At 61.9% G+C, this 15,386-nt stretch carries 20 protein-coding genes and 1 pseudogene; 4 read left to right on the forward strand and 17 right to left on the reverse strand.

Annotated features, from left to right (window positions below; genetic code table 11):
* The 13 genes and pseudogenes from BV071_RS25595 to BV071_RS25660 all read right to left on the reverse strand — a co-directional run.
* Nucleotides 1–1,375 (reverse strand): annotated as a pseudogene (locus BV071_RS25595) (hypothetical protein); the annotation flags it as partial.
* Between the two features lie 547 nt (nt 1,376–1,922).
* Nucleotides 1,923–2,741: a hypothetical protein gene (locus BV071_RS25605; protein WP_265594879.1), complete on the reverse strand. Its 819-nt coding sequence runs from the start codon at nt 2,739–2,741 to the stop codon at nt 1,923–1,925.
* A 585-nt stretch (nt 2,742–3,326) separates the two neighbouring features.
* Nucleotides 3,327–3,911 (reverse strand): hypothetical protein, encoded by a 585-nt coding sequence (locus BV071_RS25610; RefSeq protein ID WP_035613402.1) that lies wholly within the window; start codon nt 3,909–3,911, stop codon nt 3,327–3,329.
* Between the two features lie 47 nt (nt 3,912–3,958).
* Nucleotides 3,959–4,534, reverse strand: a complete 576-nt coding sequence (locus tag BV071_RS25615) for a hypothetical protein (protein WP_035613404.1) — start codon at nt 4,532–4,534, stop codon at nt 3,959–3,961.
* A gap of 71 nt (nt 4,535–4,605) precedes the next feature.
* Nucleotides 4,606–5,196 carry a hypothetical protein gene (locus BV071_RS25620; protein ID WP_035613406.1) on the reverse strand — a complete coding sequence of 197 codons (591 nt, stop codon included), beginning with the start codon at nt 5,194–5,196 and terminating at the stop codon, nt 4,606–4,608.
* Between the two features lie 241 nt (nt 5,197–5,437).
* Nucleotides 5,438–5,959, reverse strand: a complete 522-nt coding sequence (comJ, locus tag BV071_RS25625; RefSeq protein ID WP_035613408.1) for a competence protein ComJ — start codon at nt 5,957–5,959, stop codon at nt 5,438–5,440.
* Complete coding sequence (locus BV071_RS35755; protein ID WP_265594880.1) at nt 5,956–6,534, reverse strand: NucA/NucB deoxyribonuclease domain-containing protein; 579 nt, start codon at nt 6,532–6,534, stop codon at nt 5,956–5,958. Before BV071_RS35755 ends, comJ begins: the two co-directional genes overlap by 4 nt.
* A 1,034-nt stretch (nt 6,535–7,568) precedes the next feature.
* Complete coding sequence (locus tag BV071_RS25635) at nt 7,569–7,841, reverse strand: hypothetical protein (protein ID WP_265594881.1); 273 nt, start codon at nt 7,839–7,841, stop codon at nt 7,569–7,571.
* A 60-nt stretch (nt 7,842–7,901) separates the two neighbouring features.
* A complete protein-coding gene (locus tag BV071_RS25640) occupies nt 7,902–8,171 on the reverse strand; it encodes a hypothetical protein (protein WP_265594882.1) in 270 nt (89 codons plus the stop codon).
* Nucleotides 8,172–8,309: 138 nt separating this feature from the next.
* Nucleotides 8,310–9,032 carry a hypothetical protein gene (locus tag BV071_RS25645; protein WP_035613414.1) on the reverse strand — a complete coding sequence of 241 codons (723 nt, stop codon included), beginning with the start codon at nt 9,030–9,032 and terminating at the stop codon, nt 8,310–8,312.
* Nucleotides 9,029–9,526, reverse strand: a complete 498-nt coding sequence (locus BV071_RS25650) for a hypothetical protein (protein WP_265594883.1) — start codon at nt 9,524–9,526, stop codon at nt 9,029–9,031. The genes BV071_RS25645 and BV071_RS25650 overlap by 4 nt, the downstream gene beginning before the upstream one ends.
* Nucleotides 9,527–9,573: 47 nt before the next feature.
* Entirely contained in the window at nt 9,574–9,984 is a 411-nt protein-coding gene (locus BV071_RS25655; RefSeq protein WP_265594884.1) for a hypothetical protein, read from the reverse strand.
* A gap of 58 nt (nt 9,985–10,042) precedes the next feature.
* Complete coding sequence (locus BV071_RS25660) at nt 10,043–10,435, reverse strand: hypothetical protein (protein ID WP_035613420.1); 393 nt, start codon at nt 10,433–10,435, stop codon at nt 10,043–10,045.
* Nucleotides 10,436–10,549: 114 nt separating this feature from the next.
* On the opposite strand from BV071_RS25660, the gene BV071_RS35760 reads away from it, so the two are divergent.
* Nucleotides 10,550–10,705 carry a hypothetical protein gene (locus BV071_RS35760; RefSeq protein ID WP_265594885.1) on the forward strand — a complete coding sequence of 52 codons (156 nt, stop codon included), beginning with the start codon at nt 10,550–10,552 and terminating at the stop codon, nt 10,703–10,705.
* A 141-nt stretch (nt 10,706–10,846) separates the two neighbouring features.
* On the opposite strand, the gene BV071_RS25670 is transcribed toward BV071_RS35760, so the two are convergent.
* On the reverse strand, nt 10,847–11,290 hold the full coding sequence (locus BV071_RS25670) for a hypothetical protein (protein ID WP_035613423.1): 444 nt from the start codon (nt 11,288–11,290) through the stop codon (nt 10,847–10,849).
* A 12-nt stretch (nt 11,291–11,302) separates the two neighbouring features.
* On the reverse strand, nt 11,303–11,518 hold the full coding sequence (locus tag BV071_RS35765) for a hypothetical protein (protein ID WP_265594886.1): 216 nt from the start codon (nt 11,516–11,518) through the stop codon (nt 11,303–11,305).
* Between the two features lie 112 nt (nt 11,519–11,630).
* Here BV071_RS35765 and BV071_RS25675 point away from each other — a divergent pair, with 112 nt between their 5' ends.
* A complete protein-coding gene (locus BV071_RS25675) occupies nt 11,631–12,224 on the forward strand; it encodes a hypothetical protein (protein ID WP_035613425.1) in 594 nt (197 codons plus the stop codon).
* 12 nt (nt 12,225–12,236) lie between these two features.
* Here BV071_RS25675 and BV071_RS25680 read toward each other — a convergent pair whose 3' ends face one another.
* Together BV071_RS25680 and BV071_RS33680 are read right to left on the reverse strand one after the other, a co-directional pair.
* Nucleotides 12,237–12,833: a hypothetical protein gene (locus BV071_RS25680; RefSeq protein WP_265594887.1), complete on the reverse strand. Its 597-nt coding sequence runs from the start codon at nt 12,831–12,833 to the stop codon at nt 12,237–12,239.
* A gap of 228 nt (nt 12,834–13,061) precedes the next feature.
* Nucleotides 13,062–13,715 carry a hypothetical protein gene (locus BV071_RS33680; protein ID WP_052573896.1) on the reverse strand — a complete coding sequence of 218 codons (654 nt, stop codon included), beginning with the start codon at nt 13,713–13,715 and terminating at the stop codon, nt 13,062–13,064.
* 291 nt (nt 13,716–14,006) lie between these two features.
* Here BV071_RS33680 and BV071_RS25695 point away from each other — a divergent pair, with 291 nt between their 5' ends.
* Entirely contained in the window at nt 14,007–14,357 is a 351-nt protein-coding gene (locus BV071_RS25695) for a hypothetical protein (RefSeq protein WP_035613433.1), read from the forward strand.
* Between the two features lie 202 nt (nt 14,358–14,559).
* Nucleotides 14,560–15,138, forward strand: a complete 579-nt coding sequence (locus tag BV071_RS25700) for a hypothetical protein (protein WP_035613435.1) — start codon at nt 14,560–14,562, stop codon at nt 15,136–15,138.
* The last annotated feature ends 248 nt before the right edge of the window (nt 15,139–15,386 follow it).

The raw sequence follows: 15,386 nt of genomic DNA on the forward strand, positions 1-15,386 counted from the left end.
CGCGATTGATGTGGAAGCCGGAATAGTCGGTCGCCTCCGCGCTCAGGTCAGCGTGCTTTGCATTCGGGCCGAAGGCCAGCGCCACCGTCGCCCGCCCGTCCGGATCGCCCGCTGCCGGGGACTTCGCCGGGTCCATCAGCTTCGGCGGCTCCGGCGGCCGGATCGCTGCCACGCGCTTTGCTTCTTCCTCCTCCGCGTGCCGGCTTTGCTCCTGCTGCTTCGCCCACTTGTCCTGCTCGCGGCTCAGCTCCGGCTGGCCCTTGTCCACCAGCTCGCGGCGGCGTGTTAGATCGCGGAGCTGGTCCTCATGCTGCTCCTTGCTCCGCGCCAGCTCCTCATCCTCCGGGCGACGCTCCTCCAGCGCGCGCTTCGCCTGCACGAATCGCTTGCGCAGCGCGCTGCCCGCCTGCTCGTGCGCCTGCACCTCCGCCGGGGTAGGGGGCGTCAGTCGATTTCCCTGCGCGTCCCAGCGCACCCAGTAGGTCGGCCGGCCATCGCCACCCGCGAGCTGCCAGCCATTCCCGCGCCACGCCTCCAGCTCCTTCTTCGCCGCCTCATACTCCGCCTGCAGCGGTGCCTGCTTCTGCGCCCGTGTCTCGCAGCGGCGCTGGACCTCATTCATCCTCACCCCCAGCGCCACGCCATCGCGGTCCAGTTCTTGCAAGCGCCTCACCCGCCGGTCGATCCCCGTCACCACCCGCTCCGGCGCTCCGCCCGCAATCTTACTAGGCTTCTCGTAGTAGGTCTCCGCCGTCCGCGGATCCGTCTTCTGCTCCAGCTTCACCGCTGTGGTCTGCCCGCGCTCATCGCGATAGTCCTGGTACCACTCCTGCTCCACCTTCCGGTCCGCGAAGCTCGTGGCTCCCAGCACCCCGCCATCATCTCCCACCGGCAACCAGGTCGGAATCTGCCGCTCCGGGTTCGCCGGATCCACCAGCGTCGTCTCCTGCACCTTCGGCACCATCCGCGGCTCGCCCACAGGCCCCGGTGTGAAGACCTGCGCGCCATCCGCATGCCTCTTCAGGCCCAGCCGTCCCGTGTTGGGATCGCGGAAAGTCACCGCGCCCCATTGATCCGCCTTGCTCTGGAACTCCGCATCCCGCTGCGCCTGCTGTTGCTGTCGCCCCAGCTCCTGCGCCCGCAGAGTCTCCTGCCGACGCTGCTCAGCCGCCAGTGCCTCTTGCCTCGCACGCTCCGCCGCCGCTTGCGCCTGCGCCTCACGACGCGCCGCATTCTCCTGCAACTGCCGCGCTACCAGCTCCTGCCCATACTGCTGCGCCTGCGCATTCCCTCCCGAGCGCGCCAGCGTCTGCGCCTGCGGATTCACCCCCGCCAAGCCCGCCTGCGCCTTGGCCAAGTAATCCTGAACTTCCATCTCCGCCGCGGATTGTCGCCGGTAGCCTGCCATAGCTCCGGATCATCCGCGCCCGCGCCCATGCCGCGTCACGGGCGCATCTCCGCTCCAGCCGGGAGCGCAGGCGGCTGCCTTTCCGATCTCAAGAAATACCCCTCCGCTACCTCAACACCTCCAACCCAGGAATGCCTTGGCCTCAGCAGCCGTTAGCTTTCCTTCCCGCCAGTACCGCTCCACCATCGCCCGGCCTTCCTCCATGCGAGTCGCCACTTCCGCTTCCAGGGGCTCTCGACTAGGAGCAGGCCTCTCTCTGCCATCCATTGCTGGAACTCCATCTCCTTGCGGGCGCCTCCTGCTGGAATCTTTCGCCCATCTTGCGGAACGACTCTTCGAAGGCCTTCGAGATCACCGCTAACCTCTCCTCGTCGCTCAGTTGACCGAGGGGCAGCTTCTCTTCGGGCGTGCGTTCCCTTGGCTGGTTCATGCGCCGGGAGATAGCGCAGATTCTCCAACAAGCCAATGTCCCTTTCTACGGGCTTTTGTCCCACACGGGAATTGTCCATTACGACTACCTCGGCTCCCTCGCGCGCCATCTCAGCTCCGGCGTGACGGCGGTCTCGGCTGGTGGGGTCGGCAATTGCTCCAGAGTCGACCCAAAATACTTCTTAAAGAAACGCGGCGTTGTTTCGCCCCGTCTAATTAGCATGCCCGAGGTGGGATCTGCAAAGTTATAACTTGCCTTTGAGATGCTTTGCGCCTCCGACGAGATATCTTTCACTGTCGTGATGTCGGCCTGATATTTTCCAAAACCCATGGCATATATTGCAGGATTGAAGGCTGATGCCAATAGCTCGGATTTAGCCGGATGGATGCGACCGAGATCTTGTTGAAGTTCTTGAATGATAGTCTCCCCAGATTCCTTGAAGGAGTTTATCTTGTAGTTGTATACTCCCTTTTTGGGATCAGAGGCAGATGGATCGTATCGGGTCTGTTTTTCCACAATTGCGGCAACCTTAGCGAAGGCCTGGTCAACGACGCCCTGAATTTCTTCCGCTTGAGCAGCCGTTAGCCCGACATTCGTTTTGGCCTCCTCGGTTAGCAATCCGTCCTCTCCCACCAAAACAAAATGAGGTGCGTTCTTAGCTTCGATTATTCCTAGCTCGCGGAGATGGTTTTCCCTTTGTTGAATTCGCATCCTAATAGCCGCCTCCTCCTTTGATCTGCTTTTGGAAGCACCCTGGTTTTCCGTCTGATCTTCATTAGCTCCAAATCCAGCGTCTTTTGGTCTGTTTTTTGACCCCGCGTTGCTGGCCCCGTGGGAATGATCTCGAGCGGAAAAAAATATAGAAAGCGTAGCAATCGCCATCACAACGAGAACAAGAGCCATCAAAGAACGTCTTTTCATCCTAACAGGCTGTAAGGGTTAGTGGAATAATGTATCCTGCAACAGGCCCATCATCAAGACTAGACATCGAAAACTCAAGGGTTATAGATATGATGCCGCAGGCGCAACTCGCATCAATCACCTTGGCTTTCTTTCCGGGTGGGGATCACAAACTTCTCTTTCATGCATCTATCATCCAAGCCACTATCCGAGTCCCAATCAAGTGAAAAGTAAGCCGTGCATGCTGTTGCGCTTACGGGTCGCCGTAGTGACCAGGGTTTCTTCGCCACCCCTCACAGGTCGCCGGCGGGCGGTGCGCCGGAATATACGGAAACTACCGTGCTTGGCCCGGCCACAGGTTTGCGTGAAGTCGAGGAAGGCGAAGGTTTCGGGTTTCCCCTACTCCTACTTCCCACGACGTTCAGCGGCATGCCAACCGAACTCAATTGGCCAGATCTTCTCGCCGTGGAGTTCCGAGGCGAGTTTGGCGGGCCCGCAGCCAGTTCGCCGGGGCAAAGGGTAGCCCCGGATCATCCGCGCCCGCACCCCTGCCGCGTCACGGGCGCATCTCACACCTTCGCGGCGGCTCTACCTTGGATCCGGGACGAGGCCCAGATTACAGGGAATGACGAGAAGCGCCTCCTTATACTCCCGATACTCCACCCCGGTAACCTCCTCCGCCTGACTACGGATCGATGCGAGAAACGCCTCAATGGTCTCAGGCGACTCCTGCTTTAGCTGATGGCCGATCCGAACGAACTGCTGGCGGGAGAATTCCGGATCCACGCGAAACTGCCAATAGAATAGAACCAGCTCCACGAGGACTCTAACAAAAAGGTCCAGGCGATTCTCCAGCTTGGGCCGCAACGCTGGATTGTCCCGGGGATCCTCGGGATCATAGGATTCGAGATCATCCTCGCTGAAAGCTAAACCCCAACATACGGGAAGGTCCTCAAGAATAGGCTCCCGCATCGGGTCCATGCCTTCGCGCGACTCTTCGGTCATTTCCTCGATGACCTCCATGATCAGGTCGACGGTTTGCTCGTCTGCCTCTCGCAGGAGGCATACGGTTTCCTCATCGTGTTTGATTACACAGTCGCCTTCGATCATCGGCTCCTCGGCCAAGTCCAGGGTGAGACGGCTTTCGACGACGAGCCTGACAAGGGATTTCATGGGGGATGAAGGCATGGCTGGTGCTGGGCTTTGCTGTGGGCGGCGACCTACCTCGGATCAGCCAGCAAGCCCAAATCGTATGGCATGTTGAGAAGCAGGTTCTTCTCTGGTTGATAGATTGGATCGGGGCCCACTTCGCTGGCCAACTTGCGGGTCAGAGAGACGAAGGCCTTGATGGTTTCAGGAGGCTCCCGCCTGAGCAGGGCACCGATCTTTGTCACCTGCTCGCGGGCATAGTCAGGGTCGATGTTGAAAAGCCCGAAGAACAGGATGTCATCCACCAGGACCTGCAACAGGAAGTCCAAGCGGTTCTCCAGTTCCGGACGCAACTCAGGATGAAGTTCCGGATCGTCGGCGAACTCGGGATCTTCCACGTCCTCCATTTGATCCTCACCGGGGACAATTCCCATGTCGCCCGGCATCTCTTCAAGGAGGGTGGTTAGCATCTCATCGGATCCTCCACGCGATTCTTCTGCCATTTCCCCGATGACCTCGAGGAATAGCTCGATAGTCTCCACATCGGCCTTAACAAGATGCATCCGGGTCGCTAGATGATGATCGAGCGCGGTGTCGCAATCGATCTGATCGTCGTCGAAGAGGCTGTGGCCGATGCGGCTTTCCACAAGGATCCTGACAAGAGATTTCATGGGGGATGAAGGCATGGCTGGTGCTGGGCTTTGCTGTTGGCTGCGACTTATCTTGGATCGGCTAACAAGCCCAGATCGTAAGGCATCGAAAGGAGCAAGTCCTTCGACTGCTGGAATCTTTGCTCGCTGATTCCATCGGCCATCCTGCGAGTGAATGCAACAAATGCCTGGATGGTCGCGGCAGGCTCCTGACGAAGCTGGTAGCCGATCCGTTTCCATTGTTCCCGGGCATAGTTTGGTTCAACGTCGAAGATTGAATAGAATAGCAAATCTTCCGCAATCATCCCGAGAAGATAGCCCAAGGGATCTTCCAGTCGGGGGCGCAGCTCCGGGTGATAAGCTGGATTCGTGGGATCGTCTTTCTCTTCCTCGATCTCATCCTCGTTGAGGCTGACTCCGATCTCGGCCGGCATTGCATCGAGCATATCGGTCCGCTCCTCATCGTCGCCATCACGTGATTCGTCGGCCATCTCCTGCATGACCCGCAGAAACAGTTCGTTCATCTCTAGATCCGCGTGCACGATATGCCTGTTGACCATTTCGATTTGCCTGCAGGCATCATCGTCATCGACCCTTGGATCGGACAGCCGAGTGTAGGTGAGCCAGTTCTCTACGATTACTCTAACGAGGGATTCCATGGGTAAAGAATACTCTATTTGCACGTGATGACGTCAAAGCTGTTTTTAATTTAGGACGCGGCTCCAGATGAAGCTGAGGATCCGGGGGCGAATTCGTCAGGATTGATATCCCCTTGTAGCCAGATGTTTTGGCTCATGTTTCATCCGGATTCAATGTTCGCCGCTTGTTATTGAAGCGCTCATGGCTGATCTGGTCTTCGACAGGAGCCCGATTGCCGGTTCCCGGGTAAGCGGATATGAGCTATTTCCCGGCGATGCCGCCATCTTCTTGCAGAACAGCTGGAGGCTCCATCTTCTCATCCGCGATCAGGATTTCACTCCGGCTGGCAGGCTGTGCCAGCGGCTCGAAGAAAAGATCGATCTCCTCTTCCGCCTCGTGATCTTCATCCTCAGGCTGCGTGATGCGCTGCGCCACGGTGAGCAGGTAGTCACCGGGGGCTAACTCGATGGTCCAATCATCGCCTTCTCCTTCGTCCGGGCCAGCAAGTGTGACCTGTCCTGAGACGCAACGAAACGGGACCGAGACGGCTCGGTCATACTCGCCTGTCGGCTCAAAAGGCCCCACCGCCACCCGTAGGTAGGCCATTCCATATTCTTCCGGCGTGTGGAACCAGGCCCCCGATTCATTCCGGCCGAATCCTTGGGCTATGTGAATCTTCGTGAAATTGACTCTGGGAAGTCCCACAGCGTTGTCAAAGATAGCAAACATGCTGTAAGAAAAATACAGGTCGTGAAACAGCGGTTCGGAGGAATTGTAGTTCATTTGATGATTACTACGCGATACTTGTCGCCGGGTTTGAGTTTGTGATTTCTAACGAGTTCCGAGATGAGGAATCCTTGGGCTGATTGCTGGTCTGCCGGAACATGGCCCACCCAAGCTCCTTTGCCACCCTCCCTGGATGATGCGAAGGGATACTCGTCGCGGCTGAATCCTGCAATCTGAAGGACGTCCCGCAAGGCTAGACGGCGATTAGCTCTCTTCTTCTTTTCATCTCCCAGGTAAGTCAATACGTCAGGGTGGCCCGCCTGTATCGCGTGATAAATATTCGAGGCCAGTTCGGGGAGCGCGCTCAGAGAAAAATAGATTTCCGGGAGCTTCGTATCTTCGTTGGAAGTACCTCCTGCCGTCTGCTCCGCATTGCTTGCTGCTTTTGCAGCCGGGGTGCTGCTTGACAGTGCAGTGGCTAGAGCCCTGCGTGCATCGTCGAACTGGACTTGCTCGGCAGCATCCAGACTACCGTGCTTCTTCAGCTTCCCGCTGTAGTGGCGGTAGACCTCCAACGCGATCTTGCGACCGACTTTGACGTACCCGAGGAGCTTCCTGGCTCCCTTGCCCATCGCAGCCGCGTGGACATCGATGGGGGCGGCGTCTTGCTTCGTCCCGGCCTCTTCCTCTTGCGCTTGGGCAGGACTCGGCGAGATGCCTGGCGACGACCCCGCAGCGGTCTTGGCACTCTGGGGAGAAGCCTGGGGCTTTGGGTAAGGAACTGGATCACTTTGCCTCTCCGCTGCTCCCCTGCTTGGTGCTGAAGTCGATGGCAGAGCACCCCGCGAGGCCTGAACCAGATCGCTGACGTGCGATTTGAAGGCGGCCTCCGTTTGCTTCACTCGCTCCGCCGCTGCCGCTACCCGGGTGGGGATCGCAGCCCTAGGGCTCCTGCGGCGGGGGATGTCCTCCTCCTGTGTTAGATCCTCGCGCGAGGGGTCAGAATCGAGGTTTTCCTGTGCACCGCGGCCCACAGTCTCGGCCTCCGCGTTGCTGGCTTGGGATTCATACGCGGCGGCTTCCGTTGAGGATGCCGCTAGCGGAAAGGCGACTGGCGTGGAGCCAGGGGGAAGCTGTGGATCTGCCTGGGCCTCCGCATCCCGCAGATCACGGAGGGCGGCATCGCGTATGGCATCCCTCTGACGCTGCTGTTCCGCTTCCTGCGTCTGTCGTGCGTGTTCTGCTTCCTGCTGATGAAGCCGCAGCAGATCCCGCTGCTGTTCCTCCTGCTCCCGGCGCTGCCGCTCCGCCTCTTGGGCTAGGCGCTCCTGCTCTCGCAGCCCTGCTTGCTCCTCCAGCTTGGCATGCGCGAGCGGATCACCCGCCGTTGCCGGCGTTTGTCCCTGCGCCTGTATCTGCCCCTGAGGCAAGGCCGATGGTACCACCGACTGCTGCGACAGTGGCCCTGCCCATACCCGCACACCTCCCCGGTATCTGACCATAGCGGGCCATCGTCCCCGAGGCACCGCCGCCCGCGTCACGGGCGCAACTCACACCCCTCCTAACAGCTCCCTGAAAATAGAGCGGGCGGGGCAGGGGACCCATCACCCCCGCACCCGCCCGCATCGCTCTCTTCTCTCTTCTCTCTTCTCTCTTCTTACCTCCCTCAAAACATCCCCCGAATATACCCCGCAGTCGTCCCCGCTTGATAGACCGCCGTCACCGCGATCGGCAACTGCGTGCCATCGAACGCATAGTTCAGATCCACCACCGCGCCCGAAGCCATCCGCACCCGCACCGATCCCGCCTGGCCGATGAAGAGCCAGCGCGTGGCACGCCCGAACTCATGATCACCGCCGGCGAGACTCACGATCTCCGCATCCACCGGGCTATCGGTGATCCGCGCGGCGGCCTGATTCTTCATGTCGAAACTCCTCATCCGCGCATGATGCAGCCCGCCGCCAGCTCACGCCACGGGCGCATCGCCTCACGCGCGCACTCAGAAGAACGCGACCATCGGAGTCGCCGATGAACCCGTGAGCACCGCCGAGATCGAGATCGGCATCATCCGGCACTCCTGCAGGCCCTGGAAATCCAGCACCTTCCCCGATGCCATCCGCGCCACCAGGCTCCCACCGCCACCCGTCCACAGCCAGCGCGTGCAGCGCCCGAAATCGTGATCCCCGCCGCTGTAGTCCACCATCACCGCATCCATCGCGCTGTCGCTCGTCCGCCGCTCCGCTTCGTTCAAGATCTCGAATTTCGTCATGCCCTGCATCATCCCGCCCTGCGCCACAAGAAATCCACGGGCGCAACCTCCGCTACCTCGTAAACCTCGCCCTCGCCGCCTGCCGTGAGATCCTGGAACCACTAGCGGAGCGCCGCCACTTTGTGTGCCTCCACCCATTCACCAGACGAAGGCGCTGATCAGCAGCACTGCACTCAAGGCCAGACCGAGATACAGCCGCACCTTCTCCGCGCGTCGCAGCTTCCTGCCCACCCCCGGCAGCCCGATGCAGGCCATACCAAGCGTCACACAGGCCGCGCCGTAGAGGATCCTCGGAGTGCCGATCATCGAAGTGTAAGCTTGCAAATACCAACCCTCGGCGATCGCCGCGATGCCCAACGGCATTGCTCCCACCGGCATGGCCACGCGGAAGAAGATCCCGCGCACGGGGCTTGATCCCGGTTCCTGCACGCTCTGCATGCGCACGCTCACGCGGGCCAGCGTGCCCAAGGCTACCCCCGCTGCGACATTCAAGCCATCGATCCACTGGCCGTAGATATCGCTGCATTCCTGGAAGACCACATGGCTGAAATCATGCGACACCATCCCCGAGTTGAGAGCGGTGCAAACTGGCCCCACCAGCGCGAGCAGGCAGCTCTCCCAAGGAACCCGCTTGCCCTGAAAGATCAAACCAGCGAGCCCCAAGACGCTTAGCAGGGTGTAAACCGGTCCGGCCGATTGCTCCGCCACCAGCTTGAAATGCTCCACCGCCGAATAGGGCTTGTGGAACTCGGCAAAGAACCCCTGTGCCCCGATCACCGGCAGCACGATGCACGCGATCGCCGTCGCGATGGCAATGGCACATAGGCACAGACTCAGCGCGCGCAGCCTCATCGAGTTCATCGTGGCTTCAAGACCCGCTCCATCGGGAAGCCATGGAGGATGCACCGCCGCGTGCTCCTCCGCTCATGCTTCGGATCGTGCATCGCCACGAAGAGCGAGCTCTCCGATTCGTAGCTCACACCAGTATCCGTGAGCACCCGCGCATGGAAGATCACATCATACCCGCAGCCGGGGTGGAAGCCGTGCCCGCGCCAATAGAGCCCGGGCGACTTGGAAATCACCAGCGTCGCCTCCCGCATCCACTCCGTTGTCAGCCTGCCCTTCGCCACCTGTTCGCGGAACTTCCGTAGCGCCAGGCTCCGCACATAGCCCTCCGGCGTCGACTCATCGGTCTGAGCCTCCACCTGCTCCAGCAGATCCATCCTCATCGTCTCCAGCTCCGCGACCAGGAAGCCGTAGACCCAGTAGCCATCATAGTCCGCATAGCGGCTGCTGAGCGTCGCGATGAAGTTCCCCAATACCCCGCGGACGGACCGGCGTGTTGCCTTCCTCATTGGCGTTAATTCTCCAGTGAATCCCCTCTGCCCGCAAACTCAAGATCCTACCGCGGCGCATCGATCCTCAACCTCACCCTGCCCAGATACTCGATCCGCGCCTTCAGCTCCCGCGTGCGCGCCGCGTCTGGATTCGTGTCCCGCAGCAGGCTCTCCGTCACCTTGATCTCCAGATCGATCCGCGAGCGAACCCAGGGATACAGCCGCGTGAGCTGCCCCGCACCCACCATCGCCTCCGTGTGCCGCTCCGCTTCCGCCTTCTGCTCCGGCGTCGGAGATTCCGGCAGCTTGTATTCCAGCGCCCGGTCCACCGCCATCACCGCCCGGCCGATCTCCAGCGCGGCTTGATCCTCCTCCTTCAGCGCGGCCTCTGGTGCAGGCTTCTTCTCAGGCTCCGGCTCCGCATGGAGCTGCGCGCTGAAGGCAAAGACCAGACCGAGGAAGCCGAGCATTCTCATGGCCTCACAGCCTGCCCCACGACATGGAGAAAGCAAGAGCCACGCGCCAGCGATGCGCTCACACTTCCCTCCCGGGATCGAACAAAGCAATGCCATGACAGAAGAGCGAGATCTTGGACTCCTCGTAGTCGCCCACCTCGTAGCGGAGCTTCTCCCAGTTTCGCTTCTTGATGCTCCGGAAGAAAAGGCCTTCGATCTCGCCGAAGCCGGAGAAGGCCACATGGTCCACCCGGTGAAAGCGGATGCCGATCCGGGCAGACGGTGCTTTAGACTCCCCCATCACCAGCTCGATGTCGCGCCAGTGGTTGCCCAGTTCATCCTCTTGCTGGGAATGGTAGCAAAACGAGTGGACCCAACTGAAATGATACAGCGGCCGCCGCGCGATGATCCCGGCGACTTCCGCGTAGCCCTCCAGCTCCGCCAGCGGGATGTCAGGTTCTTGCTCAGGCATGCTGCGGCTCAGCCTAACGGCAACCTGCAAACCAAGCCAACGCGAAAGCAAAAGCGCTGGCAGCCACGCGCTAGCGCCTGCGGAGGGCGGACACTCATGTCCGCCCTGCCAGCCATGGCTCAACTCCCAGTCGTCCGCGTGAACTTCCGCTTCACCGCTGCCAGCGTCTCCTCTGTCACGAACCACTCCACCTGCCCACAGTCCCCGCAGACCCGCACCATGGCCTGCGATGGATTGAAGAATCCCGTGTTCATGATCCCCTTGCAGTAGCCCTCGAAAGTCGAGTCCCGCGAGTAAAACTCATTTCCCCCACAGTTCCGGCACGTCTTGCTAGGTGGCTTCATACCACCGGAAGGGTGGGGGAGCACCCGCTCCTCCGCCATGGGAATCGCTGCGCGATTGTGGAAGCGGCTACAAGCGCCACGCCACACTCTCATCCCGCGGCTCCGGCTTCGTGATCACCACCACCAGCGCTGGGATTGCCAGCAAGCCCAGGCACAGCACCTGGTCCACGGGCCTGAACCTCGGGAGCTGTTCCCCTCCATCGCGGCTCACCGTCGCGAAGAACAAGTAGCATCCGCCGTAAACCAACATGACCAGCTGATAGACCAGCAGGACCCGGCGCAGCCCCGCCGAATATCCCGAGCCCATCTTCACCCACAAGCCCACCCCGGCAATCGCCAGCAGCAGCGGCAGCGCTAGCATCGTGAGCGGGGCGGCATCACTCGTGTAGAATCCCGACCTCACGCCCCGGTCGAGCGCCACCGGCAGCAGGAGCAGCGCCATCACCGCTCCCGGCACCACGCCCAGCAGCGATAGCCCCAGCACCCAGCGATTGATCTCCCGGCTTCTCATTCTCTCCGCATCTTAGCTCTCCAGCGCATAATTCTCCCGGATCATCTGCAGATACTCCTCGCTGGCAAACCACTCCACCAGCCCGCAATCCCCGCAGACCCGGACCTTGCACTCCGGACTCCTCAGCCCGATCGGCATCACCAGATTGCCCATCCCATTGAAGCTCGTCATCCGCGAGTAAAACCCGCTGCCACCACAATTCCGGCAAGTCTTGCTTGGTGCTTTCATGTAGCTCCATGCATGCCGGAAAGGCGTGAGCCACGCCATGGGAAACCGAAAGGAGGCTTCGCACCGTCTGTATCCTTGAACCCGGCTCTGCGAAGTGATATGCGCGATACCTATGGCCAAATCCTCCAGGCCCAAGCCTCCCGGGTCCAAGGTCACCAAGGCTGAGCCTTCCAGAAAGACCGCGCCCTCGAAGACGGCGCCCCGGCGCATCGATCGGCTGCCTGCCTGCGCGGTTGCGATGGAGCAGACCCTGGTGGTGCTCCTAGAAGCCGGACCGGTCGTCTCCATCCTCATCGCCCCGCATGTCTGCGCCGAGCGGGATGGCGGCGCGATCCGCCTGGAGGACTGCACCTATCTCCGCGTCACCACCCGCAGCGGTCGGCTCTCGGCCTGTCACTACCCCCGTGTCGAGATTCTCCATGATCCCGGCATTCAGCACTGGCTCGCCAGCCCGGATGGCTTCGACTCCGTGCTGCCAATGCCCAGCCGCGTGCCCTACGCCATTATCGAGCTTTCCGAACTCACCTCCCGCGCCGTGGAAAATGCCCTCCACGAGGGCGACAACGCCGCCGCCTTCATGATGATCCGCGTCCGCTTCGCCGCGCTCCCCGGCTTCTTCTCCTCCCGCCCCGGCAAGCTCAGTGCTCCTGGCGATTACGCTGCTGGCCGCGACGCCATCGCCGGCCGCTACCGCTTGATCGAGTAGGGGCGCCAGCCCTCACTCCTTCGCCGGCTGACTCTTCTTGAACTCCGCTTCCTTCTCCTTGCAAGTCGGGCAGACCCACTTCCACGCCAGCATGCGATCCGGCATCGGCATGCATCCGCCGCTGGCCAGCCCGGTATTCGGGAAGCCCTGCGCCCGCGCCTGCGCCTCCTGCGGGACACCGCCGATCAGTCCCCAGATCAGCGGCACCGCCTTCCGCTCCATCGTGGTGCCATGCACCGCGCAGCGGGAGGCATCGTAGAGCAGCGTCGCCCCATCACGCACCCGGACCAGCTCCGCATTGATCGTCGGCCCCTTGCCCTCCGGTAGCGCCGGGCTCTGCTCACCCGTCACCTCGATGCTGTAGCTGCGTTCCTTCGACAGGCTTTCCGGCTTCGGCGCATTCTCCGGCCAGCGCACCCAGATCTTCTCCCCACTGCCCGCCGTGACCCCGAGCTGCAGCCCATACGGCTCCGTCCGGAATTCCGGCTTCGCCTCCACCGCCACCTGCCGCACCCGCGGTGCCCCGGCGGGCTCCTCACAGAAGACTGTGCTCAAGGCCGCGCCCGAGGCCACCACGATCACTAGCGCTAGGGACCATCTCGCATTCATGGGATGATGAGGGCTTCGGTTTCGCTACCCTTCCACCATCTCTCGTCCAGCTCCGTCACGCAAGCCAGCATCGCAAGCACCGCCCTCTCAGATTCCACGTCCCTTCGGCTCGGAAATTCAAACCACGAATGAACACGGATGGACATGAATGAAAACCCAAGGATCGTGAACCCATGCCCGCTCTAAATCCGTGTTCATCCGTGTAAATCCGTGGTTCCTTCTCCATCCTCACTTCTCGATCTCCGGCTCCCGCAGGCCCTGGAAGATCGCTTGGAAATCCTTCATCGCCTGCTCCGCGGCCTCCATCGTCGCCTTCTTCGCCTCGTCCATCCCGCCCTGCGATTCCGCCTCGCGCCGCATGTCCGTGAAGACATCCACCATGTTCGCGATCGGGTCCACCGGCTCCGCCATCGGGAAGTCCTCCGGATGCGCCTCCGCATAGGCGATCATCAGCGCCGCGAATTCATCCATGTCCTCCGCCTGCTCCTCGATCGCCGCGCGCTCCGCCTCCGTCTGCTTCGTATAGGCATACTGCTCCTCCGGTGCCACCAGCTGCTGGTAGTGCTCGTGCATCCCGCGCAGCGCCTCCGCCGCCGCCAGCGTCTTCACCGCGCCGATCTCGCGAAACATCTCCGGCTCCGCATACACCATCGGCAGGTAGGCGAAGAGATCCGCGCTGTTCACGATCGAGGCCTCGTAGAAGTAGCGCAGGCTCTGCCACATCACCTGCCGTGGCGTCAGCACCGCATTCTCCTCCTCCTGCTTCGCGAAGCGCCAGCGTGGCCCCAGCTTCTCCTTCAGGATCGCCTCGATCCCCGCATCGTAGGCATGCAGGCGCTCGGAGGAATCTTCAGGCACTTGGGGGTCAGGGGACGGATCCATGGCAGCAGGGTGAAATCGGAAACTGGAACGATGAGAGCTGGAATTTGAAAAGGAAGATGAAAGGCAGCGGCGGCCGAGCCCGGCAGGCGGGGGGAGCTGAGCGCAATCTCGCCACGATATCTTCATCTGCCACTCAAGGTTCGCCGGATCCGCAGGATTCGTGGTGCCTTCCTCCGCCCCCCGGGGCATCCTGCAAGGCCCGCCCGTGCATTCCGCTTCTCCCTGCCTCGGCGGCACCCCGGCACCACCGTGTATTCCCCGCTGGCACATCCCCTGCGAAGGAGCGCGCCGATGATCACGCACAGCGATAGCGACGGAGACCGCGACTACCAGGAAGAGCTCCAGGCCGATGCCAAGACCGAGCACCCATCCCCATCCGAGCACGGCACCAGCACCCTCGTCCGCAAGGAAGGCCTCGGCGGCGCGGTCGGCACCGCCGTGGGCACTACCACCGGTGCCGCGGCTGGAGCTGCCGTGGGTGGCTTCGCCGGACCTGCCGGCATGGCCATCGGCGCACTCGTCGGAGCCGCCGCCGGTGCCATCGCGGGAAAGGCTGCCGGCGATCCCCTCACACCCGAGTTGGAGAAGGAAGCCGCACCCCAGCATCAGGACGATGCCGACGGTCCGAAAGTCGGGGATTGATCCCTTCTTGGTCAGACTCGTTGTTAGGATGCGGCGCGCTCATCGGTGCCTCCACCCGACAAGGCGATCCGGCTTCTTCCGCAGTTTCACCGATTAACGCGCCACTTGATGAACGCTTGGTGAAATCTTTGTAAGCACGACGCCTCTTTCTTGCAGTCTTATGGCCATTATGCCATGTTCACCACACCCAGACTCTATTGCAATGAAGTGCAGAACCCTCCTCGGCGGATTGCTTCTTCTCAGCCTCGTGGCAGCTTGCCGCGACGACAACAAGGCGGCTAGTGCGCGACCCCCGGAAACCCGACAGGGCGATGCCGAGCCGCAGGTCGTCACCATGATCCGCCAGGCGGAAGACGCCTACGCCACCTTCCTGGAGAAGCATGAGGCCGCCCGCAGCGCCACGCGCGCCCGCCATGCCCTGAAGGAAACTTCGCCCGCCGCGGAGTCCGACCTTCTTCAGGTCCGTGAGCAGCAAGCGCTCGAGGCCCGCGCCCAGGCCGCGGAGGCCAAGATGGCCATGCGCCGCACCGTCGATAGCTTCTACCAAGGGACCGACTTCGAGCGCGCCCAAGTGGCCGCCTACCTGCGCCGCTCCAACCTGCGCGAAGAGATCCGCACCAAGAGCATCGCCGCCGAACTCTACGCCAGCGACGACACCCGTCAGTCCGACCTCGCGGAGACCGAGCGCGACATCGACGCCTACCGCCAGCGCCTCGCCAAGGAAGACGCCGAGTGGCAAGCCGTGCTCAACAAGTCCCAGCAGTCCGCCAGCGCGAAGTAGCGGCGAAGCACTGCAGGGAAACCTCCGGTAGGGCGGCCCTGGCCTCAGGCCGCCGCCTTCGATCCCCGCGGACCTCAAGCGGCTCCGATGCCTGAAGGTGACCCCCACATCGCCCGCGGCGCGCTGAGGCCAGCGCGCCCTACCGGTCGAGAGACCTACCGGGCGCAGTGGCATCACGGCTCTTGGTAGGGCGGCCCTGGCCTCAGGCCGCCGCGTGCGATCCACGTGGACCTCATCTTGGCACTCGC

The organism is Haloferula sp. BvORR071 (assembly GCF_000739615.1).
Classification (GTDB): Bacteria; Verrucomicrobiota; Verrucomicrobiia; order Verrucomicrobiales; family Akkermansiaceae; genus Haloferula.